Here is a 22,269-nt window from a genome sequence, read left to right on the forward strand (position 1 = left end):
CGTGCTGATCCCACGTCGTGTTAAGTACCGCAAGCAGCACCACCCAAAGCGTCGCGGTCTGGCAAAAGGTGGTACCGAAATCGCATTCGGTGACTGGGGTATCCAGGCTCTCGAACCTGCGTACGTGACCAACCGTCAGATCGAAGCCGCACGTATTGCAATGACCCGTCACATCAAGCGTGGCGGTAAGGTCTGGATCAACATTTACCCAGACCGTCCACTGACCAAGAAGCCTGCTGAAACCCGCATGGGTTCCGGTAAGGGTTCACCTGAATGGTGGGTTGCAAACGTTAAGCCTGGTCGTGTTCTTTTCGAACTCGCCGGTGTGAGTGAAGAGGTGGCACGCGAAGCTCTTCGCCTCGCAACCCACAAGCTGCCACTTAAGGCTCGTATTATTTCTCGTGAAGGTGGTGAGTGACCATGGCAGTAGGTTCAAAGGACCTCTCAATGGACGTCCTCGACGGCTATGACAACGACCGCCTCGTCGAGGAACTCAAGAAGGCTAAGGCCGAACTTTTCAACCTGCGTTTCCAGTCCGCTACCGGCCAGCTGGAAAGCCACGGTCGCCTCAAGGCCGTACGCCGTGACATCGCGCGTATCTACACGGTCCTTCGCGAGCGTGAGCTGCAGATCCGCACCAACCCGGCCGACGCAAAGGAAGAGGGTAAGTGATGGCTGAGCAGAACGAAACGCCAGAAGTTGTCGAACGTAACAGTCGCCGGACTATGCGTGGCTACGTGGTTTCTGACAAAATGGACAAGACCATTGTCGTAGAAGTCGAAGACCGCAAGAAGCACCGCCTGTACGGCAAAGTGATGCGTACGACCTCGAAATACAAGGTTCACGACGAGATCAACACCGCTGGTGTGGGTGACCTCGTTCGTATCGTCGAAACCCGCCCGCTTTCGGCAACAAAGCGCTTTAGGTTGCTCGAGATCATCGAGCGCGCCAAGTAAGCACTTTTACAACACCTCGGTCCCTCCCGGTCCCAGCTTTTCCAGGCTGGCTACCGGGACCCGAGGTGCGGGCATTTTGTCAATAACCGTTCCGTCAGGCTCATTACGAGAACCGACGAGACGACAGGAGAGAATCAGTGATTCAGCAGGAGTCGCGACTCAAAGTCGCTGACAACACGGGTGCGAAGGAAATCCTCGCAATCCGCATCCTCGGAGGATCTGGGCGTCGTTACGCGGGCATCGGTGACACCATCGTTGCAACCGTGAAGGACGCTATCCCCGGTGGAAATGTCAAGAAGGGCGATGTTGTCAAGGCAGTAGTCGTCCGCACACGTAAGGAACGCCGTCGTCCAGACGGCTCATACATCAGCTTCGACGAAAACGCAGCCGTCATTCTGAAGAACGACGGCGAGCCTCGTGGAACACGTATCTTTGGGCCAGTTGGCCGCGAACTTCGCGACAAGAAGTTCATGAAGATCGTTTCGCTTGCTCCGGAGGTGTTGTGAGTATGCCGAAGATGTACATCAAGAAGGGTGACCTGGTTCAGGTTATTTCCGGTGCACGCCAGTCCCGCGGTGGAGACCGTGGCAAGCAGGGCAAGGTTCTCAAGGTTTTCCCTGAGCAGAACCGCGTTCTGGTAGAAGGCGTCAACCGCGTCACCAAGCACAAGAAGCCAGCACAGACCGCAACCGGCGCTACCGCTGGTGGAATCGAAATCCAGGAAGCACCGATTCACGCGTCGAACGTCATGCTCGTTGACCCTAAGGACAACAAGCCGACTCGCGTGGGCTTCCGCGAAGAGAAGGTCGAGCGCGACGGTCGCACCAAGACTGTTCGCATCCGCTACTCACGTCGTACTGGGGAGGACATCTGATGACAGAAGCAACTGTGTCAAGCCGTCCGTTGCCACGTCTGAAGCAGGTGTACCGCGACGAAATCGTCCAGAAACTTCAGGACGAATTCTCGTACGCAAACCCCATGCAGGTTCCAACGCTCACCAAGGTTGTTGTCAACATGGGTGTTGGAGACGCGGCACGTGACTCGAAGCTCATCGAAGGTGCGATCCGTGACCTCACCATGATCACGGGTCAGAAGCCTGTTGTGACTCGCGCCAAGAAGTCGATCGCGCAGTTCAAGCTGCGTGAAGGACAGCCCATCGGTGCTCACGTAACCATGCGTGGAGCTCGGATGTGGGAATTCCTGGACCGCGTAGTTTCGCTGGCCCTGCCACGTATTCGTGACTTCCGCGGTCTTTCGGACCGCCAGTTCGATGGAAACGGTAACTACACGTTCGGTCTGACCGAACAGTCGATGTTCCATGAAATCGATCAGGACTCAATCGACCGCGTTCGTGGTATGGACATCACCGTCGTAACCACAGCAAAGAACGACGACGAGGGCCGTGCGTTGCTTAAGCACCTCGGCTTCCCCTTCAAAGCAAACTGAACTACTACGTTGTAGGTCTGCGCGTTCACACGCGTAGAAACCCCAACGAGGAAGGGCACAAGCCCAATGACAATGACCGATCCGATCGCAGACATGTTGACACGTCTGCGTAACGCAAACTCGGCGTACCACGAGGACGTCAGCATGCCTTACAGCAAGCTGAAGTCAAACATCGCCGAAATTCTTAAGGCTGAAGGTTACATCGCTGACTACCGCGTCGAAGACGCTCAGGTTGGAAAGAGCCTCCAGCTCGACCTCAAGTTTGGTCCGAACCGTGAACGTTCGATTGCCGGTATCAAGCGTGTTTCGAAGCCAGGTCTTCGTGTGTACGCAAAGAGCACCGCACTTCCTAAGGTCCTCGGTGGACTTGGAATCGCAATCCTGTCAACGTCCTCGGGCCTCTTGACTGACAAGCAAGCCGCAAAGAAGGGCGTGGGTGGGGAAGTCCTCGCCTACGTTTGGTAGGAAAGGAGAGAAAGCAGATGTCACGTATTGGCAAACGGCCCATCTCCGTTCCGTCCGGCGTCGAGGTGAAGATTGACGGCCAGAACGTCTCGGTTAAGGGACCTAAGGGTGAACTCGCGCTCACTGTGGCTGAACCAATCAAGGTCAGCTTGGATGACGCTGAGATCACTGTGAGCCGTCCTGACGACGAGCGGGAAAACCGTTCGTTGCACGGTCTTACTCGTTCCCTGATCCAGAACAACATCGTTGGTGTCACGGAAGGTTACTCAAAGAACCTCGAAATCGTTGGTACCGGTTACCGTGTTCAGGCTAAGGGTAAGAACCTGGAGTTCAATCTGGGTTACAGCCACTCGATCACCGTCGAACCACCTGCAGGTATCGAATTCAAGGTTGACGGCCAGACCAAGCTGAGCGTCAACGGAATCGACAAGCAGCTGGTTGGCGAGGTTGCGGCTAACATCCGTAAGTTGCGTAAGCCTGAACCGTACAAGGGTAAGGGAATCCGCTACGCCGGCGAAGTTGTTCGCCGCAAGGTTGGAAAGGCTGGTAAGTAACCATGGCCTTTGGAAAGAAGCAAAGCTATGGCAAGGGCAAGGCTGCTGCGCGTGCCCGTCGCCACAACCGTCTGCGCAAATCTGTGTCGGGTACCGCTGTGCGTCCACGTCTTTCCGTGACGCGTTCGGCACGCCACATGTTTGTTCAGGTTATCGACGATGTCGAAGGCAAGACCCTCGCATCTGCTTCCACCATGGAAGCTGACGTGCGTGCGATGTCCGAGGACAAGACCGCTAAGGCGCGCAAGGTAGGCGAGCTCGTCGCTGAACGCTCCAAGGCCGCCGGCATCGAAGCTGTTGTGTTCGACCGTGGTGGTAACGCTTACCACGGACGTGTCGCAGCAGTTGCTGAAGGTGCACGTGAAGGAGGGCTGAACCTGTGAGCGAAGAAAACAAGAATCAGCAAGCACAGGCTGAGCAGAACAACAAGTCTGACGAACGCGGTCGCGGCCGAGGTCGTGGCGAAGGTGGCGGACGTCGCGGTAACCGTGGCGACCGTGACGACAAGAACCAGTTCATCGAGCACGTTGTCACCATTAACCGTGTGTCCAAGGTTGTGAAGGGTGGACGTCGTTTCTCCTTCACGGCTCTTGTGGTCGTCGGTGATGGCGATGGCATGGTTGGTGTTGGCTACGGCAAGGCGAAGGAAGTTCCTGCCGCTATCGCTAAGGGTGTTGAGGAAGCGAAGAAGAACTTCTTCCGCGTGCCTCGCATCCAGAAGACCATTCCTCACCCTGTTCAGGGTGAAGACGCTGCCGGTGTAGTTCTGTTGCGCCCTGCGGCTCCTGGTACCGGTGTTATCGCCGGTGGTCCTGTCCGCGCGGTCCTCGACTGTGTCGGTATCCACGACATTCTGTCCAAGTCGCTGGGTTCGGCTAACGCGATCAACATTGTTCACGCAACGATTGCGGCTCTGAAGCAGCTGGAACGTCCTGAGGAAGTTGCTGCTCGTCGTGGCCTGCCTGTTGACGAGGTTGCTCCTCACGCCCTGCTTGTTGCGGCGCAGAAGGGAGCTGCTTCCTAATGGCAAAGCTCAAGATTACCCAGGTGAAGTCAAAGATTGGTGGCAAGGAAAACCAGCGCCAGACGCTTCGTACGCTTGGTCTTCGTAAACTGCACGACACTGTCGTGAAGGAAGACCGTCCGGAGATCCGTGGCATGGTGAACACCGTTAGCCACCTTGTAACGGTCGAAGAGGTGGACTGATATGGCCGACAACAAGGCACTGAAGCTCCACGATCTGCGTCCGGCTCCCGGTGCAAAGACCGCTAAGACTCGTGTGGGTCGCGGTGAAGCATCGAAGGGTAAGACTGCGGGTCGCGGTACTAAAGGTACGAAGGCACGCTACCAGGTTCCGGAGCGCTTTGAAGGTGGTCAGACACCACTGCACATGCGTCTTCCTAAACTGCGTGGTTTTAAGAACCCGAACAAGGTTGAATACCAGGTCGTGAACCTCGACAAGTTGTCGCAGTTGTTCCCTGAAGGTGGAACGGTGACTGTTGACGACTTGGTTGCTAAGGGTGCTGTGCGCGCTAAGCAGCCGGTGAAGGTTCTGGGCACTGGTGAAATCACCGTGAAGCTCGACATCACGGCACACAAGTTCTCGAAGTCGGCAGCTGACAAGATCGCTGCGGCAGGTGGCTCTGCTACTAGCTTGTGATGAGTGAATAAGAATGGGGAGGAACTTCGGTTCCTCCCCATTTTTCTTTGCCCGCTTCCAGCGGAACTGTCCTCAGCGGAAGTGGCCCTCAACGCCCGAGGTGGGTGGCACCTCGGCCGGGGTCATGCCTTGGGTTTGCTGAGTGAGAATGTGATGTACGCGGCGATGAATGCGCACGAAAATGTGAGCAGTCCAATGAACGCCATCCACACAAGGATGTTTGGCACCGGCAGTGCGGCAATTCCGAAGGCGATGCATGTGATGATGACGGCGACGCTCATGGCAGCTAGTGCTGAAATGAATGCTTTGGCGCCGTTGGCAAGTTTGTGGACGGATTCTGCTTGCATGTTCAACTCCTGTGTTGGGTAGGTGAGAGAAGTAGGGGTGTTATTCCACACTGATGGTATTGTGACCAAGAACTCACAAGAAATTCCTCCCGTTTCACGGAGAAAATGTGGCAAATAGATACAGGATCACTAGACCCGGATTCGACGTTGTTTCGGTTTTCGGTAGCTTGTGGGCTCGCGCTTTACCCATTCCCGTAATCGTGGCGATGCTGGGGGAGCGGGGGTACTCCGAGTCTTCGGTGCGCAATCAAATCGGGCGCATGATTTCGCGTGACGCGTTACGCGCGGAAAAGGTCGGCAAGTATTCGGTGGTGTCGTTGGCGCCTCATGTCGAGGCGAATTTTTTGCAGGTCTCGCCGGCCGCGGTTGCGCCTGTGTATGACGGCACGTTGTCGCTGTTGTTGTATGAGGTTCCCGAGGTGTCCCGCACCTGCCGCGACAAGTTGATTTATATTGCCGCGCACCACGGGTATGGGAAGCTGCGGTCTGGAGCATTGCTGGGTGTTGTGGACCGTTCGCATGAAGTGTTGCCGTTTGTGGAGTTGCCACACGATGCTTGGGCTACGGCGACGACGCTCCACCCAGTTTCACAGTGCCAGGCACAAGAGCTTGTTGAGCGCGCGTATGGCGTGAGTGAAAAGGTGCAAGTGATAGAAAGTGTGAGCACACAGGTTTCAGAGCTTGAGCGCTCGTATCAGTCATCGAGTGAGGTTTCATCGTCGAAGTATTACGACGTGTTCTTTACCGCCTCAATGTTGGGGTTCCGGTTACCGTCTCTACCCGACGAAGTGACGACGGGCCCCAACTTGGCGGTCGTGCAAGCAAAACTCATGAAGGCGCTCTCGGAATTGCACAGAGTCGCATTGCGTGACGCGGAAACGGCTGTGGCACGTATGGTGCCTAGCGCTGAGCTGATTGAGTACCGCGACAGTTGAACATGGGGGCGCATGTACCGTATAGGTAGGGTGCTTGCGCGTTCTCGGTAAAAGTTAACGTTCGCGTTACAGTCATTGCCCGACTTACTGATAAAGTGCTCTGGTACTGTAATCGGACTTCTGCGCCACGGTGCGAACCGTGGCCACTATTTTGGAGGACTCTTGCTCGGCGCAATTGGGCGGGCCTTTCGTACGCCTGACTTGAGAAACAAACTCCTCTTTACCCTTGGGGTAATCGTTTTGTTCCGGCTCGGAAGCTTCATTCCCGCGCCTGGTATTGACTATTCGCAGGTGCAAACCTGTGTTGCTTCGCCCGCTCTTGGTCAAGGCGCATTCGGGCTCATCAACCTGTTTAGTGGTGGTGCGCTCCTCAAGCTTTCGATCTTTGCCTTGGGAATCATGCCGTACATTACGGCCAGCATTATTACGCAGCTTCTGCGCGTAGTCATTCCTCGTTTTGAAGCGTTGCACAAAGAAGGCGCGTCTGGGCAGGCTAAGCTCACCCAGTACACCCGTTACATGACCATTGCCTTGGCGATTCTGAACGCCACCACACTGGTGACCACTGTTCGCACCGGTGCCCTGTTCGGCAACGTGGACGCATGTATGAACCTGATTGCAAATGACTCGTGGTGGGGAATCTGCATTATTGTTCTGACCCTGACTGCTGGTACCGCACTCATCATGTGGATGGGTGAGCAGATCACCGAACGCGGTGTGGGTAACGGTATGTCGATCCTGATTTTCACCTCGGTGGCTGCTGGATTCCCCGCCGCTCTGAACTCGATCCTGACCTCGAAGGGTATCGACATCTTTGCGATCGTTTTGGCTGTTGGTCTGCTGGTCATCCTGGCCGTGGTCTTCGTTGAGCAGTCACAGCGTCGCATCCCGGTTCAGTACGCAAAGCGCATGGTTGGGCGCCGCATGTTCGGTGGTACTTCCACCTACATTCCAATCAAGGTCAACCAGGCCGGTGTTATCCCGGTCATCTTCGCTTCCTCGGTTCTCTACTTGCCAACGTTGATTGCTCAGTTCGGTGACCCGGAAGCCGGGTGGGTGCAGTGGATTAACGCTCACCTCACGCGCGGTGACCACTGGATCTACATTGTTACGTACGCGGTGCTCACGATCTTCTTCGCCTACTTCTATGTTGCGATTACCTTCAACCCAGAAGAAGTCGCCGACAACATGAAGAAATACGGTGGATTCATTCCGGGTATTCGTGCGGGACGACCCACGGAGCAGTACTTGAGCTTCGTCCTGACGCGTATCACGTTCCCCGGTTCGCTGTACTTGACAGTGGTTGCATTGATCCCGCTCATCGCGTTGATCTTGATCGACGCAAACCAGGACTTCCCGTTCGGTGGAACGTCGATTCTGATTGTGGTGGGTGTTGGTCTTGAAACCGTTAAGCAGATCAACAGCCAGATGCAACAGCGTCACTACGAAGGTTTGCTCAGGTAGTTCAGAAAGGTAGCTAAAGCATGCGCATCATTTTGATTGGTCCCCCTGGGGCAGGAAAAGGAACTCAGGCCGCTCGTTTGAGTGAAAAGCTGGGCATTCCCGCTATTTCGACGGGTGACATTTTCCGTGCCAACGTCAAGAACGAAACTGAGTTGGGCAAGACCGCTAAGCGTTACATGGACGCTGGCGAGTACGTTCCTGACGAGGTGACGAACTCCATGGTGCAGGACCGTCTCAACCAGGACGACACGGCAAATGGGTTCATGCTCGACGGTTACCCACGTACCGAAGCGCAGGTTCACGAACTGGACCGCATGCTCAAGGAGTCCTCGCAAGAACTGGACCACGTTGTTGAGCTCACCGCTGACACCGACGAAATCGTGGCGCGTCTGTTGGCTCGCGCACAGATCGAGAAGCGCGCCGACGACACTGAAGAAGTGATTCGTCACCGTCTGGACGTCTACGTAGAACAGACTCAGCCGCTGACAGACATCTACGAAGAGCGTGGACTGTTGCGCAAGGTCAACGGTCTGGGTGAAATCGACGAGGTCACCGACCGCGTTCTCAAAGCATTAGGAGTGTAATGTTCGGTTCCAAAGTGGAACTGAAATCGGACAAAGAAATCGCGCTCATGCGGAAAGCTGGGCTCGTATCGCGGGCGGCTCTGGAAGCCGCCCGTTCGGTTTTGGTTCCGGGTGTAACTACCGCCGAGGTCGATGCGGCTTCCGCTCAGGCGATCGCTGACGCTGGGGCCACGTCCAATTTCTTGGGGTATTACGGTTATCCTGCGACAGTCTGTGTTTCAGTGAACGAAGAGATTGTTCACGGGATCCCCGGTGATCGGGTGATTCGCGAGGGCGACCTCGTTTCGATTGACGGTGGCGCGATTGTCGATGGTTGGCACGGTGACAACGCCTTCACCACACTCGTCGGGGACGGAGGTGACCCCGACGACCAGCGTCTGTCTGATGTGACCGAGGAATCTATGTGGGCGGGTATCGCCGCGTTCGCCTCGGCTAAGCGGGTCGGCGACGTCGGTGTCGCAATTGAAGACTACATCATGGATGTGGCGCCCGATCTGTCCATTGTGGAAGATTTCACTGGCCATGGAATTGGCACGCAAATGCACATGGAGCCCGAGGTTCTTAACTACGGGGCTAAGAACCGTGGCCCCCGGGTTCGTCCCGGAATGGTGATTTGCATCGAGCCAATTGTGGTCCGCGGTAACCAGGCCAACACCACATTGGACGACGAATGGACCGTTGTGACGAACGATGGTTCGCGTGCCGCGCACTGGGAGAACACGGTCGCAATGCACCAGAACGGTATCTGGGTTTTGACCGAACCCGACGGGGGAGAAGCGCGACTGGCGCCCTATGGCGTTACCCCTGTGCCACTTTCTGAATGAAAGCGGGTATAAAACACCTCGGGCGAAAAATTTTAAAAAAGTAGTGACGAGGTTCACATAAATTGATCAGAGTGTCTTAAGATCAAACCCATGACACAACATCAATTGCAACGGCGGAGGCGCGGTGTCGGTGCCTTCGCCTTTATTTCGTCCTTGTCCCTCGCAGTAACCATGGGTGCGCTCCCCGCGCAGGCACAGCCCACCGAAGATGCACCGACGCAAGATTCGGCAACGGAAGCTGCACAGGCCCCTGCCGCCTCGGAAGAAGCACAGGAAATCGCCGAACCCCGCGCCCCGGAGGAAACGGCGGCACCTGAAGCCACCTCGGACGCGGAACCAACCGAACCCCCCACCGACGCTGACGCAGAAGGCACAGAAGAACAGCCAGCCCCCGTTGGCGAAGGTGAAGAACCAGCCGAAGACGCTCTGGACAAGTACTACCCAGAGCTCGCCAAGAAGATGTTTGACGCCGACGGTGACGGCAAGTACAAGATCACCGAACCAGTCGAAGGCGGCAAAGGTGCCGGAAACATCGCGCCTGGACTCGAGAAGTTCTACAACCAGAAGGTCGACTTCTCGCCCGAAAACTGTGAAGCACTGGGCTACAGGACTTACGAGGATGTCGTTGGGCGTAAGGCCGAATGTGGCTACATGATCGCGCCCATCGATGTGAAGGATGCCAGCAAGGGCAACATCGCTATTGCGGTCATGAAGGTCAAGTCGGGGAAGCTTGATAAAGACGGCAAATTCACGCCAACGAAGGCCAAGGGTTCGGTTATGTGGAACCCAGGTGGCCCAGGTGGCTCCGGTATGACCATGTCGGTCGCCGGCGCCAAGTTTGACCCAGAATTGGCTGAAGACTTCGACATGATCGGTTTCGATCCACGTGGAACCGGTTCCTCGATGCCGTTCTCACAGTGCTCGTCCGACAAGCAGGTCGACAGGGACCGTGAGTCCAACTCGTTCGGAATGGACCGCGACGCAGCGGAAGAAGACCTGAACAACCGTGCGAAGCGTTACACGGACGACTGCTTCAGCAACACAGGAAAGCTCTTCGACCTGGGTAAGGCTACCCAGGAAGACGTCATGAAGCACCTGGGAACCTGGGACGCTGTTGGTGACCTGGACCTGCTCCGCTCTATCACCGGTGACGACAAACTGAACTACGTGGGATTCTCCTACGGAACGCGCCTTGGTTACGTGTACGCGCAGAAGTACGGCGCGAACGTTGGGAAGTTGGTTCTCGACGGTGTTGTTGACCCGGGTAACGTAGACAAAGCTGCGATCGAGTCTCTGAAGCAAATCAACCAGCGCTCTGACCGCTACCTCACCAAGAAGGTCACGGCCAAGGCTCCTGTTGACGACTCGGACTTCACCGACGACCAGAAAGACACGATTGCGCAGGGTGCCGGATTCCAGGGCACGTTCGAACAGTTCGCGCTGGACTGTTCAGAAAAGGGTGCAGAAAAGAAGACCTACGGTGAGCTCTGGCCAGAGTTTGCGGGCTCGGATCTTGCTGACCAGCCGTTCTCGTGTGCTTTGGGTGACGGAATTACCGATACCAAGAAGCTCACTGAAGCTAACGCTAAGCTCCTCCAGACCCTGGAAACTGCAAACGATGGAAAGGGTCTGCCAACCGGACAGCCAAACGACAACCGTATGGTGTCATTTGCTGACGGACGTCAGGGTGTATTCCAGGCCCTGTACTCCGAGTCCCTGTGGTCGCAGCTCAACGTTGCTCTGAACGAACTGAAGGCCGGAAAATCTGCCGGTGGTCTGATGATCCTGGCTGACCAGTACATGGACCGTGACGAAAATGGTCACTACGCGCCAATGCTGCAGGCGTTCACCAACATTCGATGCACCGACTCGAACTCGAAGGGCGACGAACCGTCGAAGGACCTGCTCCGTCGTTTCGCTCAGGCGTATGACGACGCTGCCCCGTTCCAGGCTGCAACCGTAGCTCCTGGTGTGTACGACTACTGTGACTTCTGGAAGTTCAAGGGAACTCTGCCTGGTCCTGAAAAGCTGACCAAGGTCCCGAACATTCTGGTTATCTCGACATCCCACGACTCAGCCACTCCGTACGACTCGGGTGTGAAGCTTGCACGTCTGATCGACGGAACCCTGCTGAGCGTTTCGGGAGCGTCGCACACCTCGTTCATCTCTGGTGAAGAAGAGAAGATGTGTGTTGACGAAACTGTGAACGACTTCTTCAAGAAGGGCAGTGTTCCAGAAGACGGTGACTTTGGTGCCAAGCTCAAGAAGCCGGACACCGCCAAGGATGACTTGGGCAACACCGTTACGTTTAACACCCGTTGCAAGGTCGAAACGTTCCGCGAATCGTCGTTCTCAACCTCGACGTCGAAGGCACACGCTGGTGAAAAGATCGGTTTCATGTTTGGCCACTACACTTCGGAAGCTGAGTACAGCGTCCGTGTGGGTGACGAAACGGTTGCGACCGCGAAGTCCGACAACGGTGGTAACGGTGCCGGCACCTTCACCCTTCCTGAAAGCCTGGAACCAGGAAACGTCAAGGTTTCACTGGTGGACGCCAAGGGCAAGGTTCTTGCCACACGCGACCTTGAAATCATGAAGAAGGAAAAGCCTAAGGAAGAAGAGCCTGAAACCGGTGGAAACGTCGACAATGGAAAGGATGGCTCGTCCGACGAGGGAGGGTCTGACAAGGGCGGCTCCTCTGACGAAGGCGACGGTAAAGACGGTTCCGATAAGGGCGGTTCGTCTGACGAGAGCGGCTCTGAAAAGGGCGGTTCGTCCGACGGTGGCTCCGATAAGGGCGACGGCAAGGGATCTAAGGATTCCAACGCCAACGGCTCAATGCCACGCACTGGTACTGAACTTGGATTCCAAGCAGGAATTGCTCTGATCCTGGTTGCAACTGGTGCAGGTGCAGTCGTTGTTGCACGCAAGCGCAGGCAACAGTAAAAAATAGTTAAAACAGTCAGTGGACCCAAGCGATATGCTTGGGTCCATTGATGCGTTAGGGGCGAAAATGCGTGGGGTATGGGCCGTACTGATTTCAAGCGTTTTACTTTTAGTGGGTTGCTCGCAGGGTAGCGGAAGCAATCAGTTTGGTGGAACCGGGGAGACGCAAGGAGCTGAAGGAACCCCAGACACCAACCAGACACGGATCTTAGGACGATGGGAAGCACGCGACAAGAGTGGAGCGTTTCTAGAATTCCATGACGATGGGCGAGTCGAAGGAACGACTGGTTGTAACGGGATAGTCACCCAATACACAATGAACAGTAACCCGGATCGCAACGCTGCACGACTCGAGGACTACGCCACCACGGCGCGCGGTTGCCCAGGTGTCGATGAGTGGTTGGCCCATGGGCGCGAAGTGGAATTCGACGACACTCAGATGACGGTGAAGGACCACAGCGGTAAGGAAGTTGGAAAGCTGTTCCGCTCGTAAAGTAACGCACTTGATCGCAAATGACCTTGGCATTGTGAAAGTCATTTCGTGAACAAAATGAACTCAAGTTTTCTCTCAGTGACTTACATGACACCATGAACTGGTCCAACAAAAGCATCGAGTGGTGCGCACATAAAATACTGATCGATATAGATGTGGAGAAAACCCTATGGGTGTAACGCCTTCTAAGCGACTGTTTTCGGTTGGTGCCGTTCTGGCTATTGGATTCGCCGGCGTCGCTACAACAGGAACAGCATCATTTGCTTCCGAGGCCGCAGTAGCGGGCGCACAGTTCGAAACGAACGGTGACAAGCTTGCGAAAGACTCCAAAGTAAAGGGTTATGCCCAGGGTGAAGACGGAAAGGTTCTCGTCTTCAAAGTCAAAGGCGACAAACTCAACAAAGACTCTGAAAAGTTCATTCGTAGCCACAAGAACGTCAAAGTCGTTGAGCTCGAAAAGCCTGCATCATTTGCTTCTGGTGGTCAGGTAGTCGGAGGACACCCCACCATCTTGTCGAATGACGCGCAAACGGAATCGGCTATCTGTTCGACCGGTTTTGCGTTGCTTTCAAAGAAGTTCTCACCGCAGATTTCAACTGCTGGTCACTGCACCGCAGCCAACATTGCTGTAGGTGACAACATGACACCTGGAACAGCCACAAAATTGCACTGGGCTGACCCCACGCAGTCGCTTGCAGCGGGTGGCGAATTCGAGACTCCGAACGACCAGGTGCAAGGTAAGCTCAAGAAGTTCCAGATGGGTGCCCCTGGACAGATTGATCCGGACAAAAACTTGCCGGGCAACACAACAGAATTCCCAAATGGGCAGAAGTACATTGACTTCGGCATCTACGACCTGACCAAGCACGACGGTGTCTATCCACGAGTCACCAAATGGACCAACCCATCTGACCTGGTTGCCGACAGTATTCCGGTTCAGAAGGTCAAGGATGCCAAGATCGGCGACACGGTTGCGCGATCGGGACGCACCACCGGCTACCACTCAGGAAAGGTCCTTGCAACCGGCTGGTTCAATGTTCAGGGCCGTATGGTTAAGGGCTTTGGCGGGTACTTGGAAGGTCAGCCTGGAGACTCAGGTGGACCGGTCATCACTCAAGACGGTGGCGCGGCCGGTGTCTTCTCCGCCTACGCAAATACAGCAGACGGAAACTACGCGTGGTTCTCTGACCTTCGCAACGACCTCGACCAAATTGGTGACGGGTCTCGCGTTCTCGTGGAAAAGGAGCCTGGATTCGAAGGAGCGAAGGCTGCCGCCAAGTCTGCTCCTAAGGGACTGCCAAAGGGCGGAAAAGCTGCAGCTGAACCAGTTTCCACGAAGGTTGAAGAAGGTGGAAGCCTGAGCGGCAAAGCCGACTCGATGTTCACAGAGGGTACCTTCGTGCTCGAAGATGGCACCGAGGTTCCAGTAACTGTGAAGGACGGCAAGTGGTCATTTAAGGCCCCAGGTAAAGCAGGCGACAAGGCTACCGGTAACCTCTTCCTGCACACCAAGTATGAAGTCTCCCTGCCTCTGGCACTTTCGTACACGGTGACCAAGGCTTCAGACAAGCCGACGCAGGAACCAACTCAGGAACCTTCGCAGAAGCCAACTGAGGAGCCTACGCAGAAACCGAGCCAGAAGCCTTCGCAGGAACCTACGCAGAAGCCTTCACAGAAGCCGACCCAGAAGCCCACGCAGGAACCTACGCAGAAGCCTTCGGAGAAGCCTTCGCAGACGCCAACTCAGAAGCCTACGCAGAAACCAACCCAGGAACCTTCGGAGAAGCCAACCGAAGCTACTGAGCCTAAGCTGACGGTTGACCCTGAAAGCATCGACGTTGACAAGTTCGCCGGTGACGGTGAGAAGGACGAAAACGTTGGTGTTACGTACACGGTCAAGGGTCTCAAGCCAGGAACTAAGGTGACGTTCCAGACCAAGTCGGGTGGCGAAGTTGTTCGTGAAACCACCGGTGATGCGGATGAAAACGGCGTAGCTGTCGCCCGTGTGTGGGGCGAGTCCGGTCCACGTGAAGGCTTCCTCGGGAAGTACTCGGTGATCGCGAAGTTCGACGAGTCTGAACTGACGGGCGGATTCGAAGTTGTTGACGAAAACGCTAAGCCTGGCGACAACGGTAACGACGATGCCAAGCCTGGTGACAAGAACGACAACAACAACGACAACAAGCCTGGCGACAAGAATGACAAGCCAAGCAACGACAAGTCCGGCAACAACGACACCAAGCCAAGCAACGACAACAACGGCAAGGGCAACAACGTACTGCCTCGCACGGGTACGTCTGCTCTTATCACTGCAGGTGTAGCAGTGGGAATGGTTGCAGTTGGTGCTGGTTTGGTTGTGGCTTCGCGCCGTCGTAAGGCGTAATGCCACACACATAAGCCGCGCACATGCGCACATATAAGAGGTGGGAAGACAAGTTCTTCCCACCTCTTATATATTCACCAAACGCACGCCCAATCTCATTCAGCGAGGGCGCGCAACCTACAGAACCGGCCCTACATTGACGCTCAAAAACGTGCGCCTGAACTGCGCGGCTGAAAGATAAAGGTCGGTGCGCCGGGGTTCCCCTTCTGTACCACCCAGTGGGTTGTGTACGTGAACCCGCCACGGCTCATCGGCGCCAGTGCGGCCGTCCTCATCACACCTTAGGACACCGCGCACAACGTACACGTGCCCCGCCATCACACCCACCCACCGGTCAGGGTTGTCTTCACGCGGAAGGCGACGGGCACCTCGGCGGTGGATGAGCGTTGACGCAACCACGGGACGCCCGCTGTCCAGCCAGCCCCGCACAACGCCGAGGTCGCGGGGGACCGGCCGTGCCGGGCACCACGAACCTGTGAGAAGCCACAGTGCTGTTCCTGCGAAGTTGAACTGGATGCGCACATACGAGTGGACCAGGGCGGCGACCGCCTTTTCGACCAGGCTGGCGTTGTTGGCGCCGAGGTGGTTGTCGCCTGCTCGGTGGCGGCGTGGAACCCTGTGGGTTACGGCGACTTTGCGGAGTCTGGGGGAGTGGAGGCGCACGGCGCTGGTGTGGGTGTTGTGGGCGCTGTGTTCGATGAGGCCCGAGGTGAAACCAGGTTTGGTGTTCTCGCACGCGGCCAGCGCTGCGATGAGCCAACAGTCGCCCAGCCTGCCTTGACGCACCTGGGTGACGCCGTCGTTCAGGGACGCGCGCTCACTGGTGGCGGGGCCGCGGAAACGTGGCTCAACGGCGGGGAGGTGATCCAGCGGGTAAGCGAGTTCCGGTTTGCGAGTGTGGATGTGATTGACCAGTCGTGCGCACAGGGCCCGCTTGGAGGTGAGGAGGGTGTTGAGGTTCCCGAGGTCGGCCCGGACTGACGCGAGCCCGTGGAGGTTGGCGAGTGAGTGGATTTCTTCCAGCTCTGCTATCGCATGGCGAAGTGTACTGTGATTTGGCTTCCAAGTGGAGTATTTAAACTTGAACAGCATAGGGATTCCATGTAAAGTGTTCAATTGGTCTATGGCTGTCGTGCGCTCAAAAACAAGCTACTTCGCTAGATAATAGCGGAGTCTATGCTTATTTGGCTCATGGCACAGGCCGCGGTAAAAGAACTCATGCTTTGGGTTCTCATTCAATACGCGGATTATCCGCGGGAAAATGGGGTTAGCGAACGATATGGCCAAAAAAGAAGGGGTCATTGAGATCGAAGGGACCGTTGTTGAAGCGCTTCCGAACGCATCGTTTCGGGTTGAGTTGACGAACGGTCACAAGGTGCTCGCTCACATCTCTGGAAAGATGCGCCAGCACTACATCCGTATTCTTCCCGAAGACCGTGTCGTAGTGGAGCTGTCTCCATACGACCTGTCGCGTGGACGAATTGTTTACCGCTACAAGTAAAAAGATCTTTTCGACTACTCGGTAAGAGCGCACCACTGTGCTGTTGCCGATATGAAGGAATAGCGATGAAGGTTAAGCCCAGCGTCAAGAAGATCTGCGAAAGCTGCAAAGTCATCCGCCGCAACAGCCGCGTGATGGTTATCTGCACCAACCCGCGCCACAAGCAGCGTCAGGGCTGATCAACGCAGATCACGGATTCGCACTGCTTAGCAGGCGAACCCACACCCAAGCAGGCCTCGCCCCCCGCGCAAGCGGGACGACACCCTCGGTTCAGGGGCCGGGGACCCGAAAGGGAACAGGTCTGAGTAAGTACCTCTGATCAACTACAGGAGAACCGCAAATATGGCACGTCTTGCCGGAGTCGACCTCCCACGTGAAAAGCGTGTGGAAGTCGCCTTGACATACATTTATGGTGTGGGCCGCACTCGTGCGAGCCAGACCCTGACGGAGACCGGGGTAAGCCCGGACACCCGTGTGAAGGACCTGACTGACGATGAACTCGTGCAGCTGCGCGACTACATCGAAGGTACTTTCAAAGTAGAAGGTGACCTCCGCCGTGAGGTTGCCGCCGACATTCGCCGCAAGGTGGAAATCGGTAGCTACGAAGGCCTCCGCCACCGCCGCGGACTTCCAGTGCGTGGTCAGCGCACCAAGACCAACGCGCGTACCCGCAAGGGACCAAAGCGCACCGTGGCCGGTAAGAAGAAGTAATCAGGTTTTCGTAAGGAGTTTTCACACATGCCACCCAAGTCACGCGCAGCAGCGCGTTCTACGCGTCGCAAGGTCAAGAAGAGCGTTGTCAATGGCCAGGCGCACATCAAGTCCACTTTTAACAACACCATCGTTTCGATCACCGACCCAACGGGCGCTGTGATTTCATGGGCTTCCTCAGGTGAGGTTGGCTTCAAGGGATCCCGTAAGTCCACCCCTTACGCAGCTCAGATGGCTGCTGAGTCTGCTGCTCGCCGAGCTCAAGAGCACGGTCTGAAGAAGGTAGACGTATTTGTTAAGGGGCCGGGTTCTGGTCGTGAAACCGCGATTCGTTCGCTCCAGGCTGCTGGTCTGGAACTGGGAACCATCCAGGATGTCACCCCAGTTCCACACAACGGTTGCCGCCCTCCAAAGCGTCGTCGCGGCTAATTCCCTAACAGGTTGCGTCACGAGTAAATCCCTCCACTGAGTGCAATGCGAGCGTCAAATAGCGGTTGCTCGCTGAAAGGAAGCCAACGTGCTAATTGCACAACGCCCCACGCTTAACGAAGAGGTCGTATCCGACTACCGTTCACGATTCATCATTGAACCTCTTGAACCAGGTTTCGGTTATACCCTCGGTAACTCACTTCGTCGCACCCTGCTGTCCTCAATCCCTGGCGCTTCTGTCACAAGCATCCGGGTGGACGGTGTCCTGCACGAGTTCTCAACCGTGCCTGGAGTTAAGGAAGACGTCACCGAGTTCATCTTGAACCTCAAGTCACTGGTCGTCTCCTCGGAATTCGACGAGCCTGTCGTCGCCTACCTGCGCAAGCAGGGTCCTGGCGAAGTCACGGCCGCCGACATTTCTGCGCCTGGCGGTGTAGAGGTCCACAACCCGGACCTGCACATCGCCACGCTGAATGACGAAGGTCAGCTCGACATTGAACTGACGATCGAACGCGGACGCGGATACGTTTCTGCTGCGCAGAACAAGAACGCGGATGCTGAGATCGGTCGTATTCCTGTCGACTCGATCTACTCGCCCGTGCTGAAGGTCACCTACAAGGTTGAAGCTACGCGTGTTGAACAGCGCACTGACTTCGACCGCCTGATCATCGACGTGGAAACTAAACCATCGATTCTGCCACGTGACGCAGTTGCATCGGCCGGTAAGACTCTTGTCGAACTGTTCGGTCTCGCTCGCGAACTCAACGTGGAAGCAGAAGGTATCGACATTGGACCGTCGCCGGTTGACGCTGCTCTGGCAGCTGACTTGGCGCTTGCGATCGAAGACCTCGATCTGACGGTTCGTTCGTACAACTGCCTCAAGCGCGAAGGTATCCACACTGTCGGTGAACTGGTTGCTCGTAGCGAAGCTGACCTCATGGACATCCGTAACTTCGGTTCGAAGTCCATCGACGAAGTCAAGCAGAAACTTAATGAACTGAACCTGAGCCTCAAGGACAGCCCGAACGGATTCGGTGAAGCTAACCTCGACTCAGACGAATCGTTCGTTGAGGACGAACAGTTCTAAGAATTCCAAGGAGAAATATCCATGCCTACCCCTACTAAGGGAACCCGTCTGGGAGGTTCCCCGGCGCACGAGCGGGCGTTGCTGAACAATCTGGCAGCCCAGCTCTTTGAAAACAAGTCAGTGACCACCACGGTGACCAAGGCAAAACGCCTGCGCCCCGTTGCTGAACGTCTCATCACGTTCGCAAAGCGTGGCGACCTCGCGTCGCGCCGTCGCGTGCTTGCTTCGATTTCCGACAAGGGAATCGTGCACGAACTGTTCACCTCGATCGCTCCTGCTGTTGCTGAGCGCCCAGGTGGATACACCCGCATCACCAAGATCGGTCCTCGCCGCGGTGACAACGCTCCAATGGCTGTCATTGAACTGGTTCTTGAGCCTTACTCACCTAAGGAAAAGACCGTCAAGGAAGCCGAAGCAGTTGCTGAAACCGCTGCTGCTGAAGAAGCTGACGTAGCTGAAGAGAAGGTCGACGAAGCCGATGAGGCTAAGGCTGAAGCTCCTGCTGACGTTGACTCCGGTGCTCAGGAAGACGAAGCACAGGCTGAAGCTGACGAAGAAGCGCAGGACAAGGCTGAGGACGCTACTGAAGAAGCAGACGAAAAGGCTGAAGAAGAAACCAAGTAAGGTTTCTCACGCAAGAGCCCGTTCACCGTTTGGTGGACGGGCTCTTTGCTTTGCGCCGTTTCGACTAGGTCTGATTCTCCACCAAGCGGTGCGACTTGGGAACCTCGCCCGCGGACTCACCCACTGAGAACACGGCAAACGGCACAAAGTTGCCGTGAGGGTCGGTGCGACGCAAAACATCGCACAGCATGGCAGCAGACAAAGGAGTGTCCTTGAGCTGAGACTCAACGGCGACCCGAAGCCCGTTGCGCGCAAGAACCAGCCACAGGCGCAACAGGTCGCGGCCGGCCTGCACCCACTCTTCCGCGCTGACCTGCGACGCGTGATCGCGGTGCAGCGCCAACACCAGCCTGTCCGGTGCTTTGCGTGAAGCGAACGTGGGCAGCATTGTGCTCCACACACCGGTGCGGGACACCGTGTTCAAAAGTGTGTCGCTTCCGGCCTTGATGAGTCGGGCGCCTGTGCGCGCCACTGCCCGCGGGATCCGCAACGTCTCCGCGGTGAGCCCGTCCTGGTAGTAGCGCGGGTCAGTGTCGTCAAGGCGCAGCCATTCCAGGGTTTCGTCCAATGCTTCCCGAGGTGACAGTGCCGCCGCCTGCGCGTACCTTGAGGCGTCGCTCCAGATGGACTCGGGGATCTGCGCGCTGGCAATTGGGCCCGAGGTGTACGCGAAGTTGGTTTGAGCGAACTGGGAGAGTGCCTCCTCCAGACGGTCGGTGCGCGGCACTAACTTGCCACGGTCCACCTGACGGTTTAACACCTCGGCGGGTTCAAAACCGGCCCTGCTGTCAGTTTCATGCGTACCCATGCCCGCGCCCAGGGACGGGCCAGTCGCGCTGTCAGCGCCACGTTCACCGACCTCGGCGACGTCCAACTCCAGCCAGATACCGTGACCCTCACCCAGCACCCGCACCTGCTCAATGCGCGCGCCATCCGCACCCAGGGCGATGTTGGCCGCCTCAACCCAGCAGCCCAGGGAGAGGCCGAGGTCCATGGCGTGTGGGTCGGTCACGGGGAGCGTGCGCTCAGGGTCGACGCGCACGGTAAGCGAAGCGTGCGAGTTCGCCAGGGAGCTTACCTGGGGCACCCACGGTTGCGTGTTGTGCGCGCTGGGCGCCCAGCCTGCGGTTGCGAAAACGCGTTCGAAAGTGGCCTCGGAGAAGCTCACGTGTACACCTTTCGGAGGAAGAATCGGATGTCGTGGAGCGGGTGTCCGCCGGCCTTGCGCGGGATTGCCTCGGAGCCGGGGTTGTCCTCGCCTATAAACGTAATTCTAAGTCGGCGGTAGTTCTTCTGGATCAGGGTGGACAAGAGTTGGCGCGCTAGTAGCGACACGACTCCGCGCCCCTGTACGGACGGGCGGGAGCCCTGGATGATGAGGACCGCGTCCTTCGCCGAGGTCGTTAGCCGCTGCCGTGAAAGGCGCTCCCGTAGCAACCGCGCGGCGAAGGTGGGGGAGAGGGCGCCGTTGGTTGCGCGAAGATGCTCGACTGGGTCGGGGACGGTGAGAATGAAACCGGCGACAGGGGTGGCGCTGCTGGAGTCTGCGCTGGCATCTACTTCTTGGGCCGCCACGATCAGTCCGGGGTCCATAAGCAGTTCCAGGCCACTGGTCTGCGATGCGAATTGTTCCTCAGAAATGGGCGTGTAGTAGGGGAGCGGGTCGAACGCTTCGTTGAGCGTGGGCAACACGCGGTTTAAAACCTTTCTCACACCCAACCGGCCGGGACTCAGTAGCTCGACTCCCACCTCGGCGAACTCTTGCGGCGCGGGCGCCGTAGCCCGTTTTGCCGGCACATTACCCAGGTCCACTTCCCACGTGCGGCCGCCGCTGAACGGGGTGAAGCCGCTGGTCTCGAACGCGTGGGACACCATGGGCGAGTTCCAGGCGGAGTCAAAGAACCCCGGGTACTCGTGGCCGGCGACAACAACGCCACCGGTCTCGTTGGGCAGTAGCGAAACGGGTCCCATGATGTGCGTCTTGCCGGTGCGGGCGGCGTGTTCTTCCACCGTGGACATGAGCGCTTCGAACGCGTCCCGGTGCGCAAACTCCAGGGCCCCAAACAGCAGGGTGGGGGAGCCGAGCTTCGCGTCCATATCGGGGTGCGCATGCACGGTACACCGGCCCACAACCGCGCCACCAGCGTCACGGGCCAGTAACAACGTCACCGGGCTGGGAAACCACGACTTGCCCCGGTGCCACGCCACGATGTCGGAACGTAACAGCGGAACCCGGGAGGCCACCTCGGCGGGGGTCATCCACGCTGGAACTGCGCAGAACTCACGCAACTGAGCGCGCGTTTCCACCTGTTCGACTGTGATCATGGTAGCCACGCCGGTCACGGCGATTCGGTGCGGGTGCTGGGTGCGGTGGTTTCGCTGGGCAGCTCAGTGCGTGGCGTCGAAGCTTCACCAGACAGTTCAGTGAAGCGGTCGATCATGCCGGTGCGTCCGTCCTCGGCGCGGAAAATGCCGTTCGAGTAGCCCCATTCGTTGGCCTCGTAGATGCGGATAAACCCGCCTTTAGCCGGGGACTTGTCGCCCTTGCCCACAAGCCAGTGCATGATTTCGTGGTGCTCCTGCGTGCGGGCAAACCGCATGAGGTCATCAAGGGACTGGAACACCACAACCAGGCCGATCCGCTTGGGGAACTCGTAGTAACTGCGGTGCCACAGGTAGCCGGGGGCGTGCTTGAGGGCCCGGGCCAGTTTGGTCCACCGGCGCACCTGATCAGCCATGTCCAGAACCGAACGGTACTCATTGCATCCTAAGAACAGAGCGTTGCCCTGCCCCTGGGGTGGGGTTTGCGAAAAGTCACGTGTACGCATGTGTGCTCCTGCTTGTGTTCGTGTTTCTGCTG

The 22,269-nt window shown here is 57.0% G+C and carries 30 protein-coding genes; 25 read left to right on the forward strand and 5 right to left on the reverse strand.

What is annotated here, in order from left to right; all coding sequences use genetic code 11:
* The first annotated feature begins 1 nt into the window (after position 1).
* From rplP to rplO, 12 genes are all read left to right on the forward strand, one after another.
* Complete coding sequence (gene rplP, locus JOE56_RS07830) at positions 2 to 418, forward strand: 50S ribosomal protein L16 (RefSeq protein ID WP_102238558.1); 417 nt, start codon at positions 2 to 4, stop codon at positions 416 to 418.
* Positions 419 to 420: 2 nt separating this feature from the next.
* Positions 421 to 672: a 50S ribosomal protein L29 gene (gene rpmC, locus JOE56_RS07835; protein ID WP_005881525.1), complete on the forward strand. Its 252-nt coding sequence runs from the start codon at positions 421 to 423 to the stop codon at positions 670 to 672.
* Entirely contained in the window at positions 672 to 956 is a 285-nt protein-coding gene (gene rpsQ / locus JOE56_RS07840; RefSeq protein ID WP_102238559.1) for a 30S ribosomal protein S17, read from the forward strand. Before rpmC ends, rpsQ begins: the two co-directional genes overlap by 1 nt.
* A 137-nt stretch (positions 957 to 1,093) precedes the next feature.
* Positions 1,094 to 1,462 (forward strand): 50S ribosomal protein L14, encoded by a 369-nt coding sequence (gene rplN / locus JOE56_RS07845; protein ID WP_005881521.1) that lies wholly within the window; start codon positions 1,094 to 1,096, stop codon positions 1,460 to 1,462.
* A 2-nt stretch (positions 1,463 to 1,464) separates the two neighbouring features.
* Positions 1,465 to 1,830, forward strand: a complete 366-nt coding sequence (gene rplX, locus JOE56_RS07850; RefSeq protein WP_102238560.1) for a 50S ribosomal protein L24 — start codon at positions 1,465 to 1,467, stop codon at positions 1,828 to 1,830.
* Complete coding sequence (gene rplE / locus JOE56_RS07855; RefSeq protein WP_102238561.1) at positions 1,830 to 2,402, forward strand: 50S ribosomal protein L5; 573 nt, start codon at positions 1,830 to 1,832, stop codon at positions 2,400 to 2,402. Before rplX ends, rplE begins: the two co-directional genes overlap by 1 nt.
* A 66-nt stretch (positions 2,403 to 2,468) precedes the next feature.
* Positions 2,469 to 2,867, forward strand: coding sequence for a 30S ribosomal protein S8 (rpsH, locus tag JOE56_RS07860; RefSeq protein WP_102238562.1), 399 nt, complete (start codon positions 2,469 to 2,471; stop codon positions 2,865 to 2,867).
* A gap of 17 nt (positions 2,868 to 2,884) precedes the next feature.
* Positions 2,885 to 3,421: a 50S ribosomal protein L6 gene (gene rplF / locus JOE56_RS07865; RefSeq protein ID WP_204515544.1), complete on the forward strand. Its 537-nt coding sequence runs from the start codon at positions 2,885 to 2,887 to the stop codon at positions 3,419 to 3,421.
* Positions 3,422 to 3,423: 2 nt separating this feature from the next.
* The gene (gene rplR / locus JOE56_RS07870) at positions 3,424 to 3,804 is read left to right on the forward strand and encodes a 50S ribosomal protein L18 (RefSeq protein WP_204515545.1); all 381 of its coding nucleotides are present in this window, start codon (positions 3,424 to 3,426) and stop codon (positions 3,802 to 3,804) included.
* Positions 3,801 to 4,445 (forward strand): 30S ribosomal protein S5, encoded by a 645-nt coding sequence (rpsE, locus tag JOE56_RS07875; RefSeq protein WP_293877765.1) that lies wholly within the window; start codon positions 3,801 to 3,803, stop codon positions 4,443 to 4,445. Before rplR ends, rpsE begins: the two co-directional genes overlap by 4 nt.
* Positions 4,445 to 4,627: a 50S ribosomal protein L30 gene (gene rpmD, locus JOE56_RS07880; RefSeq protein WP_102238566.1), complete on the forward strand. Its 183-nt coding sequence runs from the start codon at positions 4,445 to 4,447 to the stop codon at positions 4,625 to 4,627. Before rpsE ends, rpmD begins: the two co-directional genes overlap by 1 nt.
* 1 nt (position 4,628) lies before the next feature.
* Positions 4,629 to 5,081, forward strand: coding sequence for a 50S ribosomal protein L15 (gene rplO, locus JOE56_RS07885; RefSeq protein ID WP_102238567.1), 453 nt, complete (start codon positions 4,629 to 4,631; stop codon positions 5,079 to 5,081).
* 122 nt (positions 5,082 to 5,203) lie between these two features.
* Here rplO and JOE56_RS07890 read toward each other — a convergent pair whose 3' ends face one another.
* Complete coding sequence (locus tag JOE56_RS07890; protein WP_204515546.1) at positions 5,204 to 5,428, reverse strand: hypothetical protein; 225 nt, start codon at positions 5,426 to 5,428, stop codon at positions 5,204 to 5,206.
* Positions 5,429 to 5,535: 107 nt separating this feature from the next.
* Here JOE56_RS07890 and JOE56_RS07895 point away from each other — a divergent pair, with 107 nt between their 5' ends.
* From JOE56_RS07895 to JOE56_RS07925, 7 genes are all read left to right on the forward strand, one after another.
* Positions 5,536 to 6,363 carry a hypothetical protein gene (locus tag JOE56_RS07895; RefSeq protein WP_204515547.1) on the forward strand — a complete coding sequence of 276 codons (828 nt, stop codon included), beginning with the start codon at positions 5,536 to 5,538 and terminating at the stop codon, positions 6,361 to 6,363.
* Between the two features lie 162 nt (positions 6,364 to 6,525).
* Entirely contained in the window at positions 6,526 to 7,827 is a 1,302-nt protein-coding gene (gene secY, locus JOE56_RS07900; protein WP_102238570.1) for a preprotein translocase subunit SecY, read from the forward strand.
* Positions 7,828 to 7,847: 20 nt separating this feature from the next.
* The gene (locus JOE56_RS07905; protein ID WP_204515548.1) at positions 7,848 to 8,411 is read left to right on the forward strand and encodes an adenylate kinase; all 564 of its coding nucleotides are present in this window, start codon (positions 7,848 to 7,850) and stop codon (positions 8,409 to 8,411) included.
* A complete protein-coding gene (map, locus tag JOE56_RS07910; protein ID WP_204515549.1) occupies positions 8,411 to 9,235 on the forward strand; it encodes a type I methionyl aminopeptidase in 825 nt (274 codons plus the stop codon). Before JOE56_RS07905 ends, map begins: the two co-directional genes overlap by 1 nt.
* 90 nt (positions 9,236 to 9,325) lie before the next feature.
* Positions 9,326 to 12,181: an alpha/beta hydrolase gene (locus JOE56_RS07915; protein ID WP_204515550.1), complete on the forward strand. Its 2,856-nt coding sequence runs from the start codon at positions 9,326 to 9,328 to the stop codon at positions 12,179 to 12,181.
* Between the two features lie 67 nt (positions 12,182 to 12,248).
* The gene (locus tag JOE56_RS07920; protein ID WP_239271427.1) at positions 12,249 to 12,674 is read left to right on the forward strand and encodes an META domain-containing protein; all 426 of its coding nucleotides are present in this window, start codon (positions 12,249 to 12,251) and stop codon (positions 12,672 to 12,674) included.
* Positions 12,675 to 12,843: 169 nt separating this feature from the next.
* Positions 12,844 to 15,057 (forward strand): LPXTG cell wall anchor domain-containing protein, encoded by a 2,214-nt coding sequence (locus tag JOE56_RS07925; RefSeq protein ID WP_204515552.1) that lies wholly within the window; start codon positions 12,844 to 12,846, stop codon positions 15,055 to 15,057.
* 117 nt (positions 15,058 to 15,174) lie between these two features.
* Here the strand turns inward: JOE56_RS07925 and JOE56_RS07930 are convergent, their stop codons facing one another.
* Entirely contained in the window at positions 15,175 to 16,149 is a 975-nt protein-coding gene (locus tag JOE56_RS07930) for a C2 family cysteine protease (protein ID WP_204515553.1), read from the reverse strand.
* 187 nt (positions 16,150 to 16,336) lie between these two features.
* Here JOE56_RS07930 and infA point away from each other — a divergent pair, with 187 nt between their 5' ends.
* From infA to rplQ, 6 genes are all read left to right on the forward strand, one after another.
* Positions 16,337 to 16,558 (forward strand): translation initiation factor IF-1, encoded by a 222-nt coding sequence (gene infA, locus JOE56_RS07935; protein WP_019159374.1) that lies wholly within the window; start codon positions 16,337 to 16,339, stop codon positions 16,556 to 16,558.
* Between the two features lie 65 nt (positions 16,559 to 16,623).
* Positions 16,624 to 16,737 (forward strand): 50S ribosomal protein L36, encoded by a 114-nt coding sequence (rpmJ, locus tag JOE56_RS07940; protein ID WP_005885790.1) that lies wholly within the window; start codon positions 16,624 to 16,626, stop codon positions 16,735 to 16,737.
* Between the two features lie 163 nt (positions 16,738 to 16,900).
* Positions 16,901 to 17,269: a 30S ribosomal protein S13 gene (rpsM, locus tag JOE56_RS07945; protein ID WP_102238576.1), complete on the forward strand. Its 369-nt coding sequence runs from the start codon at positions 16,901 to 16,903 to the stop codon at positions 17,267 to 17,269.
* 27 nt (positions 17,270 to 17,296) lie between these two features.
* Positions 17,297 to 17,698, forward strand: coding sequence for a 30S ribosomal protein S11 (gene rpsK, locus JOE56_RS07950; protein ID WP_102238577.1), 402 nt, complete (start codon positions 17,297 to 17,299; stop codon positions 17,696 to 17,698).
* Positions 17,699 to 17,786: 88 nt separating this feature from the next.
* Positions 17,787 to 18,785 (forward strand): DNA-directed RNA polymerase subunit alpha, encoded by a 999-nt coding sequence (locus JOE56_RS07955; protein ID WP_204515554.1) that lies wholly within the window; start codon positions 17,787 to 17,789, stop codon positions 18,783 to 18,785.
* A 21-nt stretch (positions 18,786 to 18,806) separates the two neighbouring features.
* Positions 18,807 to 19,409, forward strand: a complete 603-nt coding sequence (rplQ, locus tag JOE56_RS07960; RefSeq protein ID WP_204515555.1) for a 50S ribosomal protein L17 — start codon at positions 18,807 to 18,809, stop codon at positions 19,407 to 19,409.
* 64 nt (positions 19,410 to 19,473) lie between these two features.
* Here rplQ and JOE56_RS07965 read toward each other — a convergent pair whose 3' ends face one another.
* The 3 genes from JOE56_RS07965 to JOE56_RS07975 are packed head-to-tail and all read right to left on the reverse strand — an operon-like array spanning position 19,474 to position 22,237.
* Entirely contained in the window at positions 19,474 to 20,577 is a 1,104-nt protein-coding gene (locus JOE56_RS07965; protein WP_204515556.1) for a hypothetical protein, read from the reverse strand.
* On the reverse strand, positions 20,574 to 21,752 hold the full coding sequence (locus JOE56_RS07970) for a hypothetical protein (protein ID WP_204515557.1): 1,179 nt from the start codon (positions 21,750 to 21,752) through the stop codon (positions 20,574 to 20,576). Before JOE56_RS07970 ends, JOE56_RS07965 begins: the two co-directional genes overlap by 4 nt.
* Complete coding sequence (locus JOE56_RS07975; RefSeq protein ID WP_204515558.1) at positions 21,749 to 22,237, reverse strand: antibiotic biosynthesis monooxygenase family protein; 489 nt, start codon at positions 22,235 to 22,237, stop codon at positions 21,749 to 21,751. Before JOE56_RS07975 ends, JOE56_RS07970 begins: the two co-directional genes overlap by 4 nt.
* Between the last annotated feature and the right edge of the window lie 32 nt (positions 22,238 to 22,269).

This window comes from Brevibacterium paucivorans, from assembly GCF_016907735.1.
GTDB classification, from domain to species: domain Bacteria; phylum Actinomycetota; class Actinomycetes; order Actinomycetales; family Brevibacteriaceae; genus Brevibacterium; species Brevibacterium paucivorans.